Source organism: Methylobacterium sp. UNC378MF, from assembly GCF_900103195.1.
Classification (GTDB): domain Bacteria; phylum Pseudomonadota; class Alphaproteobacteria; order Rhizobiales; family Beijerinckiaceae; genus Methylobacterium.
The window spans coordinates 1-14,883 of sequence record NZ_FMWU01000029.1 but is presented as its reverse complement, the minus strand read 5'-3'; the positions used below and the strand labels follow the sequence as shown (position 1 = coordinate 14,883).

Annotated in this window: 15 protein-coding genes and 1 pseudogene; 4 read left to right on the top strand and 12 right to left on the bottom strand. The window is 69.2% G+C overall.

Annotated features, from left to right (window positions below; all coding sequences use genetic code 11):
* Positions 1 to 68 precede the first annotated feature (68 nt).
* From BLT59_RS24665 to BLT59_RS24635, 7 genes are all read right to left on the bottom strand, one after another.
* Complete coding sequence (locus BLT59_RS24665) at positions 69 to 1,016, bottom strand: acetamidase/formamidase family protein (RefSeq protein ID WP_175544124.1); 948 nt, start codon at positions 1,014 to 1,016, stop codon at positions 69 to 71.
* Positions 1,017 to 1,036: 20 nt separating this feature from the next.
* Positions 1,037 to 1,750, bottom strand: a complete 714-nt coding sequence (gene urtE, locus BLT59_RS24660) for an urea ABC transporter ATP-binding subunit UrtE (protein ID WP_091787038.1) — start codon at positions 1,748 to 1,750, stop codon at positions 1,037 to 1,039.
* Entirely contained in the window at positions 1,747 to 2,457 is a 711-nt protein-coding gene (locus BLT59_RS24655) for an ATP-binding cassette domain-containing protein (RefSeq protein ID WP_091787035.1), read from the bottom strand. The genes urtE and BLT59_RS24655 overlap by 4 nt, the downstream gene beginning before the upstream one ends.
* Entirely contained in the window at positions 2,454 to 3,554 is a 1,101-nt protein-coding gene (gene urtC, locus BLT59_RS24650) for an urea ABC transporter permease subunit UrtC (RefSeq protein ID WP_091787032.1), read from the bottom strand. Before urtC ends, BLT59_RS24655 begins: the two co-directional genes overlap by 4 nt.
* A complete protein-coding gene (gene urtB / locus BLT59_RS24645; protein WP_091787029.1) occupies positions 3,551 to 5,182 on the bottom strand; it encodes an urea ABC transporter permease subunit UrtB in 1,632 nt (543 codons plus the stop codon). Before urtB ends, urtC begins: the two co-directional genes overlap by 4 nt.
* Entirely contained in the window at positions 5,175 to 6,401 is a 1,227-nt protein-coding gene (locus tag BLT59_RS24640) for a transporter substrate-binding protein (protein ID WP_091787026.1), read from the bottom strand. Before BLT59_RS24640 ends, urtB begins: the two co-directional genes overlap by 8 nt.
* A gap of 534 nt (positions 6,402 to 6,935) precedes the next feature.
* Positions 6,936 to 7,226 carry a M28 family peptidase gene (locus BLT59_RS24635; RefSeq protein ID WP_280141081.1) on the bottom strand — a complete coding sequence of 97 codons (291 nt, stop codon included), beginning with the start codon at positions 7,224 to 7,226 and terminating at the stop codon, positions 6,936 to 6,938.
* 441 nt (positions 7,227 to 7,667) lie between these two features.
* Here BLT59_RS24635 and BLT59_RS24630 point away from each other — a divergent pair, with 441 nt between their 5' ends.
* Positions 7,668 to 8,711, top strand: coding sequence for a YihY/virulence factor BrkB family protein (locus BLT59_RS24630; RefSeq protein ID WP_091787019.1), 1,044 nt, complete (start codon positions 7,668 to 7,670; stop codon positions 8,709 to 8,711).
* A gap of 142 nt (positions 8,712 to 8,853) precedes the next feature.
* Here the strand turns inward: BLT59_RS24630 and BLT59_RS24625 are convergent, their stop codons facing one another.
* Positions 8,854 to 9,108 (bottom strand): hypothetical protein, encoded by a 255-nt coding sequence (locus tag BLT59_RS24625; protein WP_175544122.1) that lies wholly within the window; start codon positions 9,106 to 9,108, stop codon positions 8,854 to 8,856.
* Positions 9,109 to 9,366: 258 nt separating this feature from the next.
* Here BLT59_RS24625 and BLT59_RS24620 point away from each other — a divergent pair, with 258 nt between their 5' ends.
* Positions 9,367 to 10,602, top strand: a complete 1,236-nt coding sequence (locus BLT59_RS24620; protein ID WP_091787015.1) for an MFS transporter — start codon at positions 9,367 to 9,369, stop codon at positions 10,600 to 10,602.
* Between the two features lie 344 nt (positions 10,603 to 10,946).
* Here the strand turns inward: BLT59_RS24620 and BLT59_RS24615 are convergent, their stop codons facing one another.
* Positions 10,947 to 11,522: a phospholipase A2 family protein gene (locus tag BLT59_RS24615; RefSeq protein ID WP_091787012.1), complete on the bottom strand. Its 576-nt coding sequence runs from the start codon at positions 11,520 to 11,522 to the stop codon at positions 10,947 to 10,949.
* Between the two features lie 168 nt (positions 11,523 to 11,690).
* Positions 11,691 to 11,942: a hypothetical protein gene (locus tag BLT59_RS24610; protein WP_091787009.1), complete on the bottom strand. Its 252-nt coding sequence runs from the start codon at positions 11,940 to 11,942 to the stop codon at positions 11,691 to 11,693.
* A gap of 379 nt (positions 11,943 to 12,321) precedes the next feature.
* On the opposite strand from BLT59_RS24610, the gene BLT59_RS24605 reads away from it, so the two are divergent.
* Positions 12,322 to 12,504 (top strand): hypothetical protein, encoded by a 183-nt coding sequence (locus BLT59_RS24605; RefSeq protein WP_244514134.1) that lies wholly within the window; start codon positions 12,322 to 12,324, stop codon positions 12,502 to 12,504.
* 60 nt (positions 12,505 to 12,564) lie between these two features.
* On the top strand, positions 12,565 to 12,693 hold the full coding sequence (locus tag BLT59_RS32195; RefSeq protein WP_280141079.1) for a hypothetical protein: 129 nt from the start codon (positions 12,565 to 12,567) through the stop codon (positions 12,691 to 12,693).
* A 176-nt stretch (positions 12,694 to 12,869) separates the two neighbouring features.
* On the opposite strand, the gene BLT59_RS24600 is transcribed toward BLT59_RS32195, so the two are convergent.
* Positions 12,870 to 13,154: a hypothetical protein gene (locus BLT59_RS24600; RefSeq protein WP_091787006.1), complete on the bottom strand. Its 285-nt coding sequence runs from the start codon at positions 13,152 to 13,154 to the stop codon at positions 12,870 to 12,872.
* Between the two features lie 1,251 nt (positions 13,155 to 14,405).
* Positions 14,406 to 14,883 (bottom strand): annotated as a pseudogene (locus tag BLT59_RS31620) (hypothetical protein); the annotation flags it as partial.

Here is a 14,883-nt window from a genome sequence, read left to right as displayed (position 1 = left end):
GACCCGTATGGGACCGCGTCCAGGCCGCCCCGGAGCGAGCGCGCTGAATTGGCGGGCGCGCACCACATTCATTTCCCGGCCAGCGCCGTCTTGGGCATCATCATGTGGACGCCCTTGTTGCCGTCGACCGTCTGGGTGATCCGCAGGTTCCCGGCCAGGGAGCACAGCATGTAGGCTTGGTTGCGGGTGAGGCTGGTGCGGACGCAGACGAGGCGCACCATCTCGCGCACGGCTTGGCGCATGGCCTCGTCGAGGCTCTCGTGGAGGCCGATCGACATCAGGTCGGTGGGGGTTTCGGCGAAGGGCCAGGCGCCCTGGAGATCCGTGCGCACCGTCAGCCGGAACGTGCCGGTCAGCCCCGTCTCCAGCGCGGTGATGCAGACCTCGCCGTCGCCCTGCACCCCGTGGCCGTCGCCCGCGTAGAAGCCGCCGCCCTCATTGAAGACCGGCAGGTACAGGGTCGTTCCGACCTTCAGCTCCTTGTTGTCCATGTTGCCGCCGAAGGCGCGCGGCACCGGTGAGCCGACCCGACCCCAGGCGGGGGGCGGGGCAGTGCCCAGGATGCCGAAGAACGGGTCGAGGGGCAGCTCCGTCCCCCAGGGCAGGCGGCAGAATCCGCGGTCGCTGTCGATGTCGGCGTGGACGGTCTCGTACTCGGTGAACTCGTCCGGCAGGGTGCCGAGCAGCGGTAGGATCGAGACGAAGCCCCAGTCGAGCCGGAACTTCAGGTTGAGGATGTCGACCTGAAGCATGTCGCCAGGCTCGGCCCCTGCCACATGGATCGGTCCGGTGACGAAGTGCGGGCCGCCGCCTGGCTTCAGCGTATCGAGCGCGTGGAGCAGGTCGGCCGGCACCCGAGCCGGGTCGGGGTGGAGCGACTCGCGCCCGCCGGCCGGATGCGAGTGCAGGGTGACGGTGTCTCCGGACTCGACGGTCAGCACGGGCGGAAGGGCGGCGTCGAAATAGCCGAGCACCATGGTCTCGGGGACGGCGGGGATCTCGTGATGGGTGGGCACGGCGTCTCCTGGGTGGTTCGTCAGACGGCGATGTGACGGGTGAGGGTCTCGTGGTTCAGCGCTGCCGGGTCACCGCGCGCGACGACACGGCCCCGCGACAGCATCACCACGGCGTCGGCGACCCGAAGAGCGAAATCGAGATACTGCTCCACGAGCAGTACAGTGATTCGGCCTTTGAGCCCGGCGATCACCGTCTCGATGGCGGCGACGATCGAGGGCTGGATGCCCTCCGTCGGCTCGTCGAGCAGCAGGACACGAGGCCGCGTCGCAAGCGCCCGGGCGATCGCAAGTTGTTGCTGCTGGCCGCCCGAAAGGTTGCCCCCCGGACGGTGCCAGAGGCCGCGGAGCGCCGGGAACAGGGCGACCGCCTCGTCGACGGCGTCGGTTCGCTCCAGCCCGTGGGCCCGGGCCGCGACCCGCAGATTCTCGGCGACACTCAGGTCCGGAAAGATCTCGCGTCCCTGGGGCACGTAGGCGAGGCCCGAGCGGGCCCGCCGGTCGGGCGGCAGGCGCGTCAGGTCGGTCCCATCCAGTGCGATCCGCCCGCGGCTCGCCGGGATCAGGCCGGTGAGGCAGCGCAGCAGCGTGGTCTTGCCGGCGCCGTTGCGGCCGAGCACGGCGAGGCAGGCGCCCGGCTCGACCGCGAGGTCGATCCCGCGCAGCACCTGCGCGCTGCCGTAATGCTGGTCGAGCCCCTCGACGGCGAGACGTGCGGGTTCGCGGGCTTTCGTCATCGGCCGAGGAACACCTCGATCACGCGGGCATCGCCCCGCGCGCCCTGCATGCTGCCCTCGTAGAGCGTGCGGCCCTCGTGCAGCACGGTCACCCGGTCTGCGATGGCCTCGACGAAGCCCATATCGTGCTCGATCACCAGGATCGCCCGGTCCGGCCGGCGCAAGCTCCGGATCAGCGCGGCGGTCTGGGCGGTCTCGGCGTCGGAGAGCCCGGCCACGGGCTCGTCGAGGAGGAGCAGCGCCGGCTCGGCGGCCAGCACCATGCCGATCTCCAGCCACTGTTTCTCGCCGTGAGCGAGGCTGCCGGCCGGCACCTCGGCCCGCGGGCCGAGGCCGATCTCGCCGAGGATCGAGGCGATGCGCGCCGGGCGCTCGCGCGGGCTCAAGGCGGGGCCGCAGCCGATCTCCAGGTTCTCGCGCACGGTGAGCGCCGGGAAGACGCTGGGCTTCTGGAACTTGCGCCGCACGCCGGCTTTCGCGATCTCGGCCTCGGAGCGCTTGGTCAGGTCGACATGATCGCCGAGCATCACCCGGCCGGAGACCGGCTTGGTGACGCCCGAGATCACGTCGAGCAGCGTGGTCTTGCCGGCGCCGTTCGGGCCGATCACGGCCCGCACCTCGCCGGGATCGACCGCGAGCGAGACGGCATCGAGCGCCGTGAAGCGGCCGAAGGCGACGGTGAGGGCGTCGACCACGAGGGCGCTCATCGGGGCCTCCGCAGCCAGGTCGGGCGCGGGCGGAGTGCCACGAGGTCGAGGAGGCCGTTCGGCAGGACCAGCACCACGAGCAGCACCAGACCGGACAGGATGAAGGGCCACGCCTCCGGCATCGCGGCGCTCAGCCAGAACTTCAGGCCGTTGACGAGGATCGCGCCGATGACCGCGCCGCCGAGCCGCCCGAGGCCGCCGATCGCCACCCAGACGGCGATCTCGATGGAGAGGTCGGGCGCCAGCACCCGCGGATTGATGATGCCGACCTGCGGCACGTACAGGATCCCGGCGAGCGCCGCGATCATGGCCGAGAGGCACCAGATCGCGAGCTTCAGCCGGGTGGTGCTGTAGCCGAGCGTGCGCAGGCGGGTCTCGTCGTCGCGGCAGGCGAGCATCCGCCGCCCGACGGCGCTGCCGACGAGGAGCCGGGTGCCGGCGATCACGGCCGCCAGCGTCAGGAGGGCCGCGACGGCCAGCCCGGTGACCACGCCCGGTGAGCCCATCGGCCAGCCGAACAGCAGCGGGAAGCCGGTCATGCCGTTGTTGCCGCCGAGCCCGGTATCGTTGCGGTACATCAGCAGCATCGCGACGTCGACGAGCGCCTGGCTGATGATCGAGAAGTAGACGCCGTTGACCCGCGAGCGGAACGAGGCGAGCCCGAACACGAAGGCGACGAGGCCGGCGAGCGCCAGCGCGAGGACGAAGGCGTACGGGGCGTGGTCGAGACCCGCCCAATAGGCCGGCAGGCTCTTCCAGCCCATGAACTGCACGAAGTCCGGCAGCACGCCGGTCATCGCGGCGCCGTGGGCCAGCAGGTGCATGGCGCAGACATAGCCGCCGATCGCGAAGAACAGCCCGTGCCCGAGGCTGAGGATCCCGAGATAGCCCCAGACCAGATCCAGCGACACGGCGAGGATCGCGAAGGCCGCGAGCTGGCCCAGGGCGTTGACGAGATACGGGGCGGGCGGCGCCACGAGGAGCCCCGCCGCGGCCGCGAGGCAGAGCCCGACGAGCCCGGCGACCAGCGGATCGCGCACGGCGCGCCGCGCCGGTCCGGCTGCCGGAGCGAGAGCGGTCTGCACGGCGCCGCTCATCGCCGCCGCCGCACCGCGAACAGCCCCTCGGGCCGGCGCTGCAGGAACAGGATGATGCCGACGAGCACGATCACCTTGGCGGCCACCGCGCCGGAGATCGGCTCGATCAGCACGTTGGCGCCCCCGACCCCGAGGGCCGCCACCAGGGTCCCGACGAGGCTGCCGACGCCGCCCAGCACCACGACCATGAAGCTGTCGACGATGAAGCCCGCGCCCATGCCGGGATTGACGCTGTAAATCGGGCACAAAGCCACCCCGGCGAGCCCCGCCAGGCCCGAGCCCAGCCCGAAGGCGAGGCGGTCGACCCGGCGGGTCGGCAGCCCGAGGCAGGCGGCCATGTCGCGGTTCTGGGTCACGGCGCGGATGTCGAGCCCGAGCGGGGTCCGGCGCAGGATCAGGAGCGTCAGGACGAGCGTCGCCGCCGCGAAGCCGATGGCGAACAGCCGGTTCCAGGTCATGACGAAGTCGGCGTAGAGCGGCACGCCGCCGCTGACATAGGCCGGCATGACGAATTGCAGGTTCTGGGTGCCGACCGTCACGCGGACGAGGTTCACGAGGAACAGGCTCACCGCCCAGGTGGCGAGCAGGCTCATCAGCGGCCGCCGGTAGAGGTGGCGCAGGATCAGCGCCTCGACCACGATCCCGACCAGGGCGACCGCCAGGAAGGCGATCGGGATGGCGGCGACGAGGTAGAGGTCGAGCAGGCCGGGGGCGAGGCGGCGGAAGGCCTCCTGCACGCCGTAGGTGGCGTAGGCGCCGAGCATGATGAACTCGCCCTGGGCGAGGTTGATCACGCCCATCAGCCCGAAGATGATCGCGAGCCCGGCCGCCGCCATGAACAGGATGCTGGCGAAGCTCAGGCCGTTATAGACGACCGCGAGGCCGTCCCCGACCGCCACCGCGCGGGCGACCTGCGCGAGCCCCGCATCGAGCGCCGCCCGGAAGGCCGGATCGGCGGCGTAGGCGGGATCGCCCTTCAGCGCCGCGAGCCGTGCCTGCGCGGCCCCGGACGGGCTCGCGGCCACCGCGGCGATCGCCGCCCGGCGCCGGGCCGGATCGGGCGACGACAGGGCGGCCGCCTGGGCGAGGCCGGCGATGGTCGCTTTCAGCGCGGCATCCGTCTCCGCATCGCGCGCGCGGTCGAGCACGGCCGCCGGAACGGTGGCGATGCGCCGCTCCAGAACCGCGAGACCGGCGGTGCGGGCGGCCGGATCCGGGCCGGTCAGCAGCGCGACGGTGCCGCGCGCGGTCTCGATTGCGGCGCGCTGGCGCAGGCCGAGGACCGGCGCGCGCGTCTCCGAGACCGGCCGCGGTGCGCCGGTGACCGCGTCGCGGCCCTCAGGCGCGCCCGGGCGGTCGAGCAGGACGGCGCCGTCCGCCGGGCAGGCCAGGCGGCGCTCGGCCAGCGCGCCGAGGAGCCTGCCGGCGAAGGCGAGGTCGTCGGTCGGAAGGTCCCCGCCAGCCTGCACGAGACCCTCGGCTCCGCGGACCTGCGCGGCGCCGTCCCCGCACAGGTCCGCCGCGAAGGCCGCCCGGTCGAGCGGCGCGGCGGAGGCCGAGGCCGCCCCGAGCGCAAGACACCCGAGCACCAGAAGAGCGCGGAGCGGAAACCGCCTCAGATCAGCCATAGGGGCTGAATGGGACCGGCTTCGGAGCGTTCGGAGATTGCCAGAGGACGTCGAAGCCGCGCTTCTCGTTGACAGAGCCGATGAAGACGCCGCGGGAGACGTAGTTGTTCTCGCCCGTCATGGTCAGCGTGTAGCCCGAGGGGTCGTCGAAGCTCAGTCCCGCGAAGGCCTTGCGCACCTCCGGCACCGCGAAGGACCCGGCCTTGGCGGCGGCGAGCGCCCAGAGATGGACGCTGTCATAGGCCGAGACCATCGGGTCGATCACCGTGTCGGCGCTGAACGGGACGTTCTTGGCCTTCACGTAGGCGGCCCAGTCGCCGAGGAATTTCCGGTTCCGCTCGCCCTTGGCGGCCTGGAGATAGGCCCAGCAATTCAGGTGGCCGACGAGCTTTCCGGTATCGAGCCCCTCGAGGTCGGCCTCCACCATGTCGAGGCCGAGGATCGGCACGTCGGTGGCGCTGATGCCCTGGTTGGCGAACTCGCGCAGGAAGTCGGGGATCGAGGAGCCGACGACGGTGAGCACCACGATCGCCTGGCCGCCGGGCTGGCTGGCGAAGGTGCGGACCTGGTTCACCAGCGTCTGGAAGTTCGAGAAGCCGAACGGCACGTATTCCTCGCGCCACGCGCTCTCGGGGATGCCCTTGCTCGTCCAGTACCCCTTGAGCTGCTTGTTGATCGTGCGTGGCCAGACATAGTCCGAGCCGATCATGAAGAAGCGCTTCGCGCCGACGCCGTCCGGGCCCATCAGGTAATCGACCGCCGGCAGCACGGAACTCGCGGGCGGCGAGTTCACGTAGACGACGTTCTTGGAATTCTCGTCGCCCTCGAAGTGGAGCGGGTAGAACAGCAGCCCGTCATTCTGCTCGACGACCGGCAGGACCGACTTGCGCGACACGGAGGTCCAGCAGCCGAACAGGGCCGCGACCTTCTCCTGCTGGAGCATCTGCCGGCCGATCTGGGCGTAGAGCGGCCAGTCCGAGGCGGGATCGGAGGTCAGCACCTCGATCTGGCGGCCGTTGACGCCGCCGCGCCCGTTGATTTCGTCGGCGGCCATGCGGACCACGTGGTTCAGCCGGCCCTCAAGATTGGCCATCGTGCCCGACGACGAGAACAGGCAGCCGAGCTTCACGGTATCGGCGGCAAAGGCAGGCCGGATGATGGCCGGTGCCGCGAGCAGCGCCGCTGTCCCGATGAAGCTGCGCCGCGTGAGATGCGTCATCGACCCCGAAGCTCCCATGGATGGACCGTCCGAGTGTCGGCCGAGGTCCGGGGGACGGGAAGGTCAAAGAAGCTGCAGGCCAGCTAGGGCGTTGCGCATATTGGTAGCACTTGCGTGAATGACGGGCGCAATCTGACCGAGAACGTCAAAATTGCCATCTCGGGCGCCGTTATGCTTGGCCAGCCTTCGTCTTGGCGCGTCGCCTGATCGACGGTGGACGCAGCTGGAAGACGCTGTCGGGAGCCGACCTCAAGACCGCGAACGGATGGTCCGCATATCTCGACGCCTCGGCAGCCGGGAAGTCCTTCGCAGTGGCAGCCCGGGAGCGGATGGTCCGGGGCAGCGACTGGCCGGGCCGCGGTGAGACGCACATGCCCGACGATGCTCGGCGACTCGACCTTCCGGATGATGTGTGCACGGCGGCCAGACCGACGCGCGGGATTTGGTCGACGATCCTGCAGCGCTCTGCGGCGGCTGCGCCGGTGCGGCGCTGCCGGCGACGTCTTTCCCGATGAGGTGCTACGCCAAAGGCCGTCAGGCGGCCGGGCCGGCGACGGAATCGAGGTTGACGTGCAAGGCGATGCTTTCGCGCTCGGCCACGGGCAGGCCGTCGCGGTAGACGCGCGAGCCTGTCAGCGCCCATTCCTCCGCACCGAAGAAGGCGAGGCGCAATACGCGCCGAAAGCGCCCCGCCTGGGGGGCGAGCGCCCGCGCCGCGGCGAGCGCCACCGCGACGCCGGCGGCGTTGTCCATCGCGCTCTCGGCGAGGTCGTGGCCGTCGAGATGCGCGCTCCGCACGACGGTCTCGGCGGTTCGCCCCGGCAGGTCGAACAGGATCGCCTCAGTGCTGTCGGCGAACTCCGTCGCGGTGATCGTGAGCCGGGCTCGGGCGTGATGCCGAGGGCGGCGATCCCGTCCTCTCGGCCCCGGCTGGACGACCCTGCGACCGGGCGCGTCGGCAGGGGGCCGGTGATCGGGAAGCCCACCGCGCCCGGCCTCGGCGAGGCGGGAGAGGCCGCTCTGCGCCGGCTACCGCATGCTCGAGAAATTGCCTCGCGAACTCAAGCGCATAGGTGTTCGCATTTTTGCATGTCGGCCCGCGTCAAACCTGACGCGCCGCCGCGATCAACGTGCTCGACGGCATCGACCTAGCGCCAGACAGGCTGATGCTCTGCCGGTTTGACGGGATCGCGCCTCAATGACAGGCGCTTGCCTCAGCCCGGGTCTTGATGAACCTGAGCAATCGCAGGCTTGAAGGGGCGCCTCATGCAACGGGACGAGGCGGAAGGGGACGATTGGCGCTCCGTCAGCACGCGCCCGCCCGATGTGACCAGCATCGGCAACGCGCTCGCCCGATCCTACGAGCCCGGTCGTGGCCGCAATGCTGACCAACCCAGCGAGATCCCAGCCCTCGGTTGGCATGACATCCTCTGGCGCGTCGTCCTCTCTGTGCCGCGCGACCGGGTGTTCGCCACAGCCGGCGGCGTGGCGTTCTTTGCCCTGCTCGCGATCTTTCCGGCGCTGGCCACAATCGTCTCGCTCTACGGCCTGTTCTTGGATCCAACAGCCATCGGACAACACCTGAGCCTGCTCGCAGGCGTTTTGCCGAACGGCGTGCTCGGCCTGTTGTCCGAGCAACTCGTTCGTATCGCGCGGCAGAGTCCCGGCGCCCTCAGCACCGCCTCGCTCCTGAGCCTGCTCACGGCGTTCTGGAGCGCGAATTCGGGCGTCGCTGCGCTCTTCGACGCGCTCAACGTGATCTACAGAGAGCGCGAGAAGCGATCGCTCGTTCGCGTCTACGCGACAAGCTTTCTGTTCACCCTGAGCGGCATCGTCTTCATTCTCGCGACGGCCGGCGTGCTGGTGGTTCTGCCGATCGCGCTGAACCGCATCGGCTTAGGAGCCCTGACGGACACCGCGCTCCGCTTCCTGCGGTGGCCGGCGCTCTTGATCCTCGTGAGCCTGAGCTTGTCACTCACCTACCGGTATGGTCCGAGCCGGCGGGAGGCGAAATGGCGCTGGGTGAGCTGGGGCAGCGTCGTCGCCGCTGTCTCCTGGGTCTGCGCCTCCGTCCTGTTCTCCTGGTACGTGGCGAGCTTCGACAGCTACAATCGCGTCTACGGCTCGCTCGGAGCGGGGGTCGGCTTCATGACCTGGATCTGGCTCTCCGTGGTCATCACGCTCCTTGGGGCGGAGCTGAACGCCGAGATGGAGCGTCAGACTGCCCGCGACAGCACCACAGGGCGGCCCAGGCCGCTTGGATCACGGCAGGCATTTGCCGCCGATACCGTTGGTCCACCGCAGGGTTGAGGCCATTCGCCCTGGCGCCTCTTCACGCGGCGCTTGGAGGATCTTGGGAGGCCACCGCCTCGGATCGGCCGGCATCCGGCAGGCGAAACGAAGGCGGGGCGCCCGAGCGGGCGCCCCGAGGTCGTTGGAAGGCGGCGGCCGCTCAGTCGTCCCAATCGTGATGGCGGTGGAAGCCGCCGTCACGACGCTCGATCACGCGCACGCCCGGGCGATCCCAGTCGCGATGTCGGAAGCCGATGCCGCGATAGCCCTCGCGATAGTTCTCCCGCGCGATGACGCGGCCGTGGCCGTGGCCCGGCCCATAGCCATATCCGTCGCCCCACTCATGAGCCTGGACGGTTGAGGCAGCGCCCATGAGAGCGGCTGCGGCGGCAAGGGTCAGAGTGATCTTCTTCAAGCTGCATCTCCGTTTCAGTGATTGCTCTCAAAACGTCATCGCTTCGAAAACCGTTCCCCTGAAGTATGCTCTTGCTTCACGGAGATCGTTACTGGTGTGCAAGCCTGGTGCTGCCAAATGTCTACCTGAAACCGCGCGCACGCGCTCGATGCGGAACGGTTCAGGTTGTTCGCGCGTCTCTGGTGACCTGTCTTCGCGCAACACGCGCGGGCCGCGTTACGCTCCTCCTGCGGAGCCGCGGCACACCGGCCTGAGAGCATGCTCGCGACCACCCACCTTGCGCTCATCAACGTCTTCACCGGCGACATCCAGGGTGGCCTCGGTCCGTTCCTGGGCACTTGGCTGGCCGAGACCGGCGGCTGGTCGCCGGCGCGGGTCGGATTCGTCACGACGCTTGTGGGCGTCGGCGCCCTGTTCCTCAGCGGCCCTGCCGGCGCGCTCGTCGACCGGATCGGGCGCCCCCGCCTCCTCATCGCCGCCGCCTGCGCGGCCATCCTCGCCGGCACGCTGCTGGTCATGCCCGCCACATCGTTCCCGGCGGTGTTCGCCGCCCAGATGCTGGCCGCGGCCGGCGGCGTACTCCTTCTCCCGGCCGTCACCGAGCTGACCCTTGGCATCGTCGGCAAGGACCGATTCCCGAAGCAGCAAGGACGCAACCAAGCCTACAACCACCTCGGCATCCTGGTCGCGGCGGCGATCATAAGCTTCGGTACCGTCCGCCTCGGGCCGGCCGTGGCCTTCTGGGTGCTCGGCGCCATGGCCCTCCTGGCCATCGCCGCCAGCGTGACGACCCCGGGCCACTGCTACAATGGACGGCGCGCGGTCGGCTGGAAGGAGGACGATCCGGACGACAAGCCCCAGCGGGCGAGCGCCCGTAGCGTGCTCTCGAACCGCAAGCTGATGGTGTTGGCGGTGGCGCTGGCGCTGTTCAACCTTGGCAACGGCGGCATGCTGACCCTGCTCGGGCAGAAGCTTGTGGCAGCCGGCACTGACGCCACCGCCTGGACGGCCCGTTACGTCATGGTCGCGCAGCTGGTCATGATCCCGGTGGCCCTGTTCGCAGGCTCGCTCGCCGACAAGCGCGGGCGTCGCAAGCTCCTGCTGGTGGCACTCGGGGTGCTGCCGATACGCGCGGCATTGTCCGCCTTCATCGACGACCCGGTGTGGCTCATCTCGGCAGAGATTTTCGATGGCGTGGCCTCGGGCATCGTCGGGGTGGCCGTGCCAGTGGTCGTGGCGGACCTGACCTGGGGCTCGGGCCGTACCCAGACGGCGCTCGGAACGGTCAACGCCGTGCAGGGCATCGGCGGCGCGCTCTCGGCCTGGTACGGCGGGTTGGCGCAATCCCTGCTCGGCTGGACCGGTTCGTTCCTGGCCCTCGGGGCCCCCGCGCTCATCGCCCTCGCCCTGGTCGTCTGGCTCGATGCGACCTGCGAGCCGGGACGCCGCACACGCCGGCGCGAGCGCTTGACCGCGAGCCCGCAGCCCGCCTGACCCGGACGCTAGACCGCCCGCGTCCGAGTGCCGGCATCGTGGCGTCCGGGCGCTCGACGAGGAGAGGCCCGGCACCGGGACCGGCACCGACCTGACGCCGAGAATGACCGCTCGTCCGGTCAGGCCGGACCGCCTCGGCGTGAAATTCAGGCGGAATCGGCCAAAGCCTTCCTCTGCGCCGCAGCCGCCATGATCCTCGCCAGCCGTCTCACCCGCTCAGCCCGATCTCCCGGGCAGAGGCCAGGTACGATGCTGGGTACCGCAAGTGAGAGCGAGCACTCGAAGGCGCCCGCGCAAATCGTCCGGCAGCTGAAGGATGATCGGCTCTGCGTGGAGCGAGGCCCTTAGGGCGCCCGGCAATCCATCGCCGCCGTAGCCTCGATCACGCTGAGAGCCCGGCGCCTCACTTCCAGCGCCGCGGTCGGGCTGTCCGAGACGACGGACGCCTCGCGCTTCAGCGCCGCGTCGCAGGCGCACGAGCTGTACCCGGCCGTGTCGTAGCAGGTGTCGTGGCGCAGGCATGCCGCGTCGAGGTCGTCGGTGGGCGGCAATCCCTCGCCCCGCTGGCCCTTCCCGCAATAATTGCCGTGGAACAATTCCTTGCCGGCGACGACGCGGTCGAGGGCGCCCTTCGGCGGTGCCGGCGCCTCGGCCCGGCCGCTGGGGTTCAGGTCGTTGGCCGGGCCGCCAGCCTTCGATCCTGACGAGCGAAGTGCCTTCGGAATGTCGGAGCGACCGCCGGGCTCGTTCAGGGCTTCGCCGGACCGTCCGTTCGGGTCGGAGATGTCCGGCAGCGGCGGGGGCGGCCCCGGTCGGGGATCGTCCGCCTCGACAGGCGCGGCGCGCACGCCTTGAGCCATCGAAGCGTGCGGGCAGGCCACGAGGATTAGCCCCACGACGGCGAGGAAAGACGGTCTCAAGGATGCCCTCCGGATCAGCAGCCCCTAAACTCGAAGCTCAGCTTTCTCGTTCCGGAGGCTGACCCGCTGGCCTTTCCCAGCGATAACGCGTGTTCAGTGGGTGAACGACCTGCTTCGCAGCATGCGAAGACGACCCGCTCAGGCTCGGCCCCGCCTCGATGATGAGGTTCAGTAGCGGTCGTAGCCGTAGCGGCCGTAGCGGCGTCCCGCGTCGATGCGCATGTCCCTGCGACCGTATTCCCCGAACTCACGATGGCGTCGATAGCCGTGCGCCGGAGCCCATGGTGGGGGACCGCCGTGACGGAAGCCACGTTCGCCCCTCGCCCACGGCGGATCGGCCATGGCGGCCGACGAGGCCCCGATGATGCCGCCCGCCAGGGTTAGTGCGCCGAACACGGCCAGCATCACCTTGCGAAACATCGAAGGCCTCCCTCGTGTCGGCGTGTTGCCAACGTCAGTCTAGAGACCGCGAGCGGGGCTGAACCGTTCCATGGGACGCGTCGGAGCGACCGGAGGCTGTCCGCTCGGCTCGCCGTCACCGCCCTCAGGGGTGCCCCCTTCACCGATCAGGCGCCCTCATCCGACCGGGGCACCGCCGCTGACCTGCTCACAACCGTCCCCGTGCGGGAGGCTCCCCACTTTGTGCCTCCGGCTAGGCCCCTGCGTGCAACGGTTTCCCGAGCCTCCGGATTTCTGATCGGTTTCCCGAAACGAGGAAGGGATGTCTGCCATGCCACTATGTTTGGTCGCGACCGTTTTGCTTCTGTCCGCGGCGGCTACCTCCGCCCTCGCTGCGCCGATGTCGGCGGACGACAAGGCGGCCCTGCAGCAGCAATGCATGGGCGACTTCACGACCTTCTGCGGGGACATGCCGCCCGAGGACGGCCCTGAGACCCAGGCATGTTTCGAGAAGAACATGTCAAAGCTGTCGCCCGGTTGCCAGGGCGCCATCCAGAGCTTCAAGCAGGGCAAGAAAGGCTGATCGGCCGGCCGCGCCGACGGCGCCCTGCCCAGGGCGAATTCGGCGCGGTCGCGCTGCGGAATGAAGCAGGATTCACAATCGCAGGCCGAGGCCGAGGATCTGGCCCGGCGGGGCCTGCGCAGCACCGAGCGCATCCGCCTGGCCGAGGATGACGAGCGGGTGCATCCCTGCTCGGTCGGATCCTCATGACAGCGCACCATACCCCCGGCAACGCGCACAATGCCGGGGGCCATCACGGCATGACCGACCCCGGAACGCACCTGCTGCCTGAGCCGTTCGGGCTGGACCAACGGGCCGAGACGGTCGGCGCGGGCCTGGCCTGGACGGCTGAGGGGCGATCCGAACCCGGACCGCCCCGCATCCCATCAATAGCTGTAGGACCGACGCGGGTAGGTCTGGGATGGTCCATATCCGGTGTCGCGGGGCTGGACCCGCGCGCCGTACTCGATCTCCTTGCGCCGTGCCTGCCGGTTGGCGAGGTAGCGTCCGCCGATGCAGCCCGCCACAGCGCCGACGACGCCGCGCTCGGCTAGGTAATGGCCGGCCAAGCCTCCGATGATCGCGCCCTTGATGCAACCCTTCGCCTCGGCGGCCCCGACGCCCATCAGGGTCACGAGGGCGACGACTGAGGCTTTCGCGACGATTCGCATGACGATGCTCCTGCTGGACTCAGGAGAGAATGTCCTCGTGTCGGTCACGTTCCGGCCGGTTGCCGCAATTCCCCCACTTCTCATATGTGAGGCGTCGTCATCCTGTGCCGGTCGTTGCCCTGTTGGTCGAGGGACGCCGTGGCACCGCGGGCGTGGCAGCCAGGGGGCCAGGACAAGCGCCGCCGACCTTATCGTCGTGATCGGGCAACCCAGAGACTGGGCGGCCCTCCGACTGTTGGGCTGTCGATCGCCTGAGAGAGCGCCCGCGACGGCCGGAATAGAGGGTCCTCCCGGGACAGCCCACTATGTTAGGGAAGAGTCGTAAGCACGTCGGGTCCGATGGCCTGTTCCAGGTGGTGTGGCGTAATCGACCTGACCGGTTCCTTCGGTCCAGGCTGATACGCCTGATCCGCCCCGTCTAAAGCCAGCCGGTCAGGTCATCCGGCGCCCTCCGCGACACCCGCTGTCCAACCGCCGCGATCCAAAAGAAGCTGGCCGGGGCACGCCGAAGACGCAGGCCTTGAGGGGCATACAGCAAACCTCTATTATGTATTCGCTGCACGGCTCCGCATGGTCAGATCGGGATTGAGCACCGCATGCCGTTCCATCCAGACATTCAGTCACGACAACGCGCGGATACGATCGAACCAGCGCTTGACCTGACGGCGGAGTGCCGGCTGGGCGCGCCGCTCGCACAGACCTTTCGGTCGCATGCGGAACCGTCGCGGGCACCTGACCCGAGCCGGTTTTGCGATGACCTTCTTCGGTTGCTACCCGAGCTGAGGCGTTTCGCAGGATCGATCACACAGGCCGCGGAGCAGGCTGACGACCTTGTCCAAGAGACACTCCTCAATGCTTGGCAGAGCCAGGATCGATATTGCCCGAGTCGCGACCTGAAGTCGTGGATCTTTGCGATGATGCGAAACAGCTTCTATTCTCGGGGCACAAAGCGAAGCGTGAACTCTCCGACGTGACCCTGCCCGATGCCGGGCAAACGGTTGCGCTTGCCAATGAGGTTCCCAAAACCCCCGCACGGTGAAGCGGTTCACGCATGCACGCCGTGCTGACGCTCAACGAAGAGCACCGAACCGCGCTGTCGCGCAGGAAAAGACATGGGACGGGGCCCATCGTGCGCCTCAGATACAGTGCCGGTAACGTGGAGAGCTGCGGCAGTCGCACACGGGAAAGCCTTCCGGACTCGTTTTGCTTTTCCTGAAGCTGCCGGGTCGGCCGAAAAGCCTGCCCGCGTCATCAGGAGTGTAGATCGTAGTGATGCGCGTTGGCGCCGTGATCCGAAATCCCGATCAGCTCGACTTCGCCCAGCGTCCCGCCATCGGCCGGCGCATGGCTTGGCGCGGCCGCATGCTCATGCTGTCTATCGGACGCGAACACGATGTTTCCGGTCGGATCGACCTGCGCTGCCGGCGCCCGTGGCTGACCTTGCCCGCCGGTGTGATCCGTTTGAATGGCTGATCCCGGTTGATCACCGCTTGAGGGAGCCGGTGCTCTTGATCCTGGAGAATCGGTCGGCTGGCTTGAGCCTGATTGAGCTCCGGGGTTTGCTTCCGAAGCGGCCCTGTTGTCGTGGGCGGCGGCTTGAGCCCCGATGCCGGGTTGTTGTGCGGATCCTTGATCCGTGGTGCTCGCCTGGGCTTGCGGCGCGCTTGGCGGCGGGCTCGCGTTCGTGCCGTTGGCCGCGCCGTGGCCGTCGGCACCGTGCGGATCCGAT

Bases quoted from the DNA above. Each gene is read 5' to 3' on its own strand.
- BLT59_RS24600 (WP_091787006.1), bottom strand. From the start codon at position 13,154: ATGCGAATCGTCGCGAAAGCCTCAGTCGTCGCCCTCGTGACCCTGATG.
- BLT59_RS24620 (WP_091787015.1), top strand. From the start codon at position 9,367: ATGCTCGCGACCACCCACCTTGCGCTCATCAACGTCTTCACCGGCGAC.
- BLT59_RS24605 (WP_244514134.1), top strand. From the start codon at position 12,322: ATGTCGGCGGACGACAAGGCGGCCCTGCAGCAGCAATGCATGGGCGAC.
- BLT59_RS32195 (WP_280141079.1), top strand. From the start codon at position 12,565: ATGAAGCAGGATTCACAATCGCAGGCCGAGGCCGAGGATCTGGCCCGG.
- BLT59_RS24610 (WP_091787009.1), bottom strand. From the start codon at position 11,942: ATGTTTCGCAAGGTGATGCTGGCCGTGTTCGGCGCACTAACCCTGGCG.
- BLT59_RS24640 (WP_091787026.1), bottom strand. From the start codon at position 6,401: ATGACGCATCTCACGCGGCGCAGCTTCATCGGGACAGCGGCGCTGCTC.
- BLT59_RS24655 (WP_091787035.1), bottom strand. From the start codon at position 2,457: ATGAGCGCCCTCGTGGTCGACGCCCTCACCGTCGCCTTCGGCCGCTTC.
- BLT59_RS24630 (WP_091787019.1), top strand. From the start codon at position 7,668: ATGCAACGGGACGAGGCGGAAGGGGACGATTGGCGCTCCGTCAGCACG.
- urtE (WP_091787038.1), bottom strand. From the start codon at position 1,750: ATGACGAAAGCCCGCGAACCCGCACGTCTCGCCGTCGAGGGGCTCGAC.
- urtB (WP_091787029.1), bottom strand. From the start codon at position 5,182: ATGGCTGATCTGAGGCGGTTTCCGCTCCGCGCTCTTCTGGTGCTCGGG.
- urtC (WP_091787032.1), bottom strand. From the start codon at position 3,554: ATGAGCGGCGCCGTGCAGACCGCTCTCGCTCCGGCAGCCGGACCGGCG.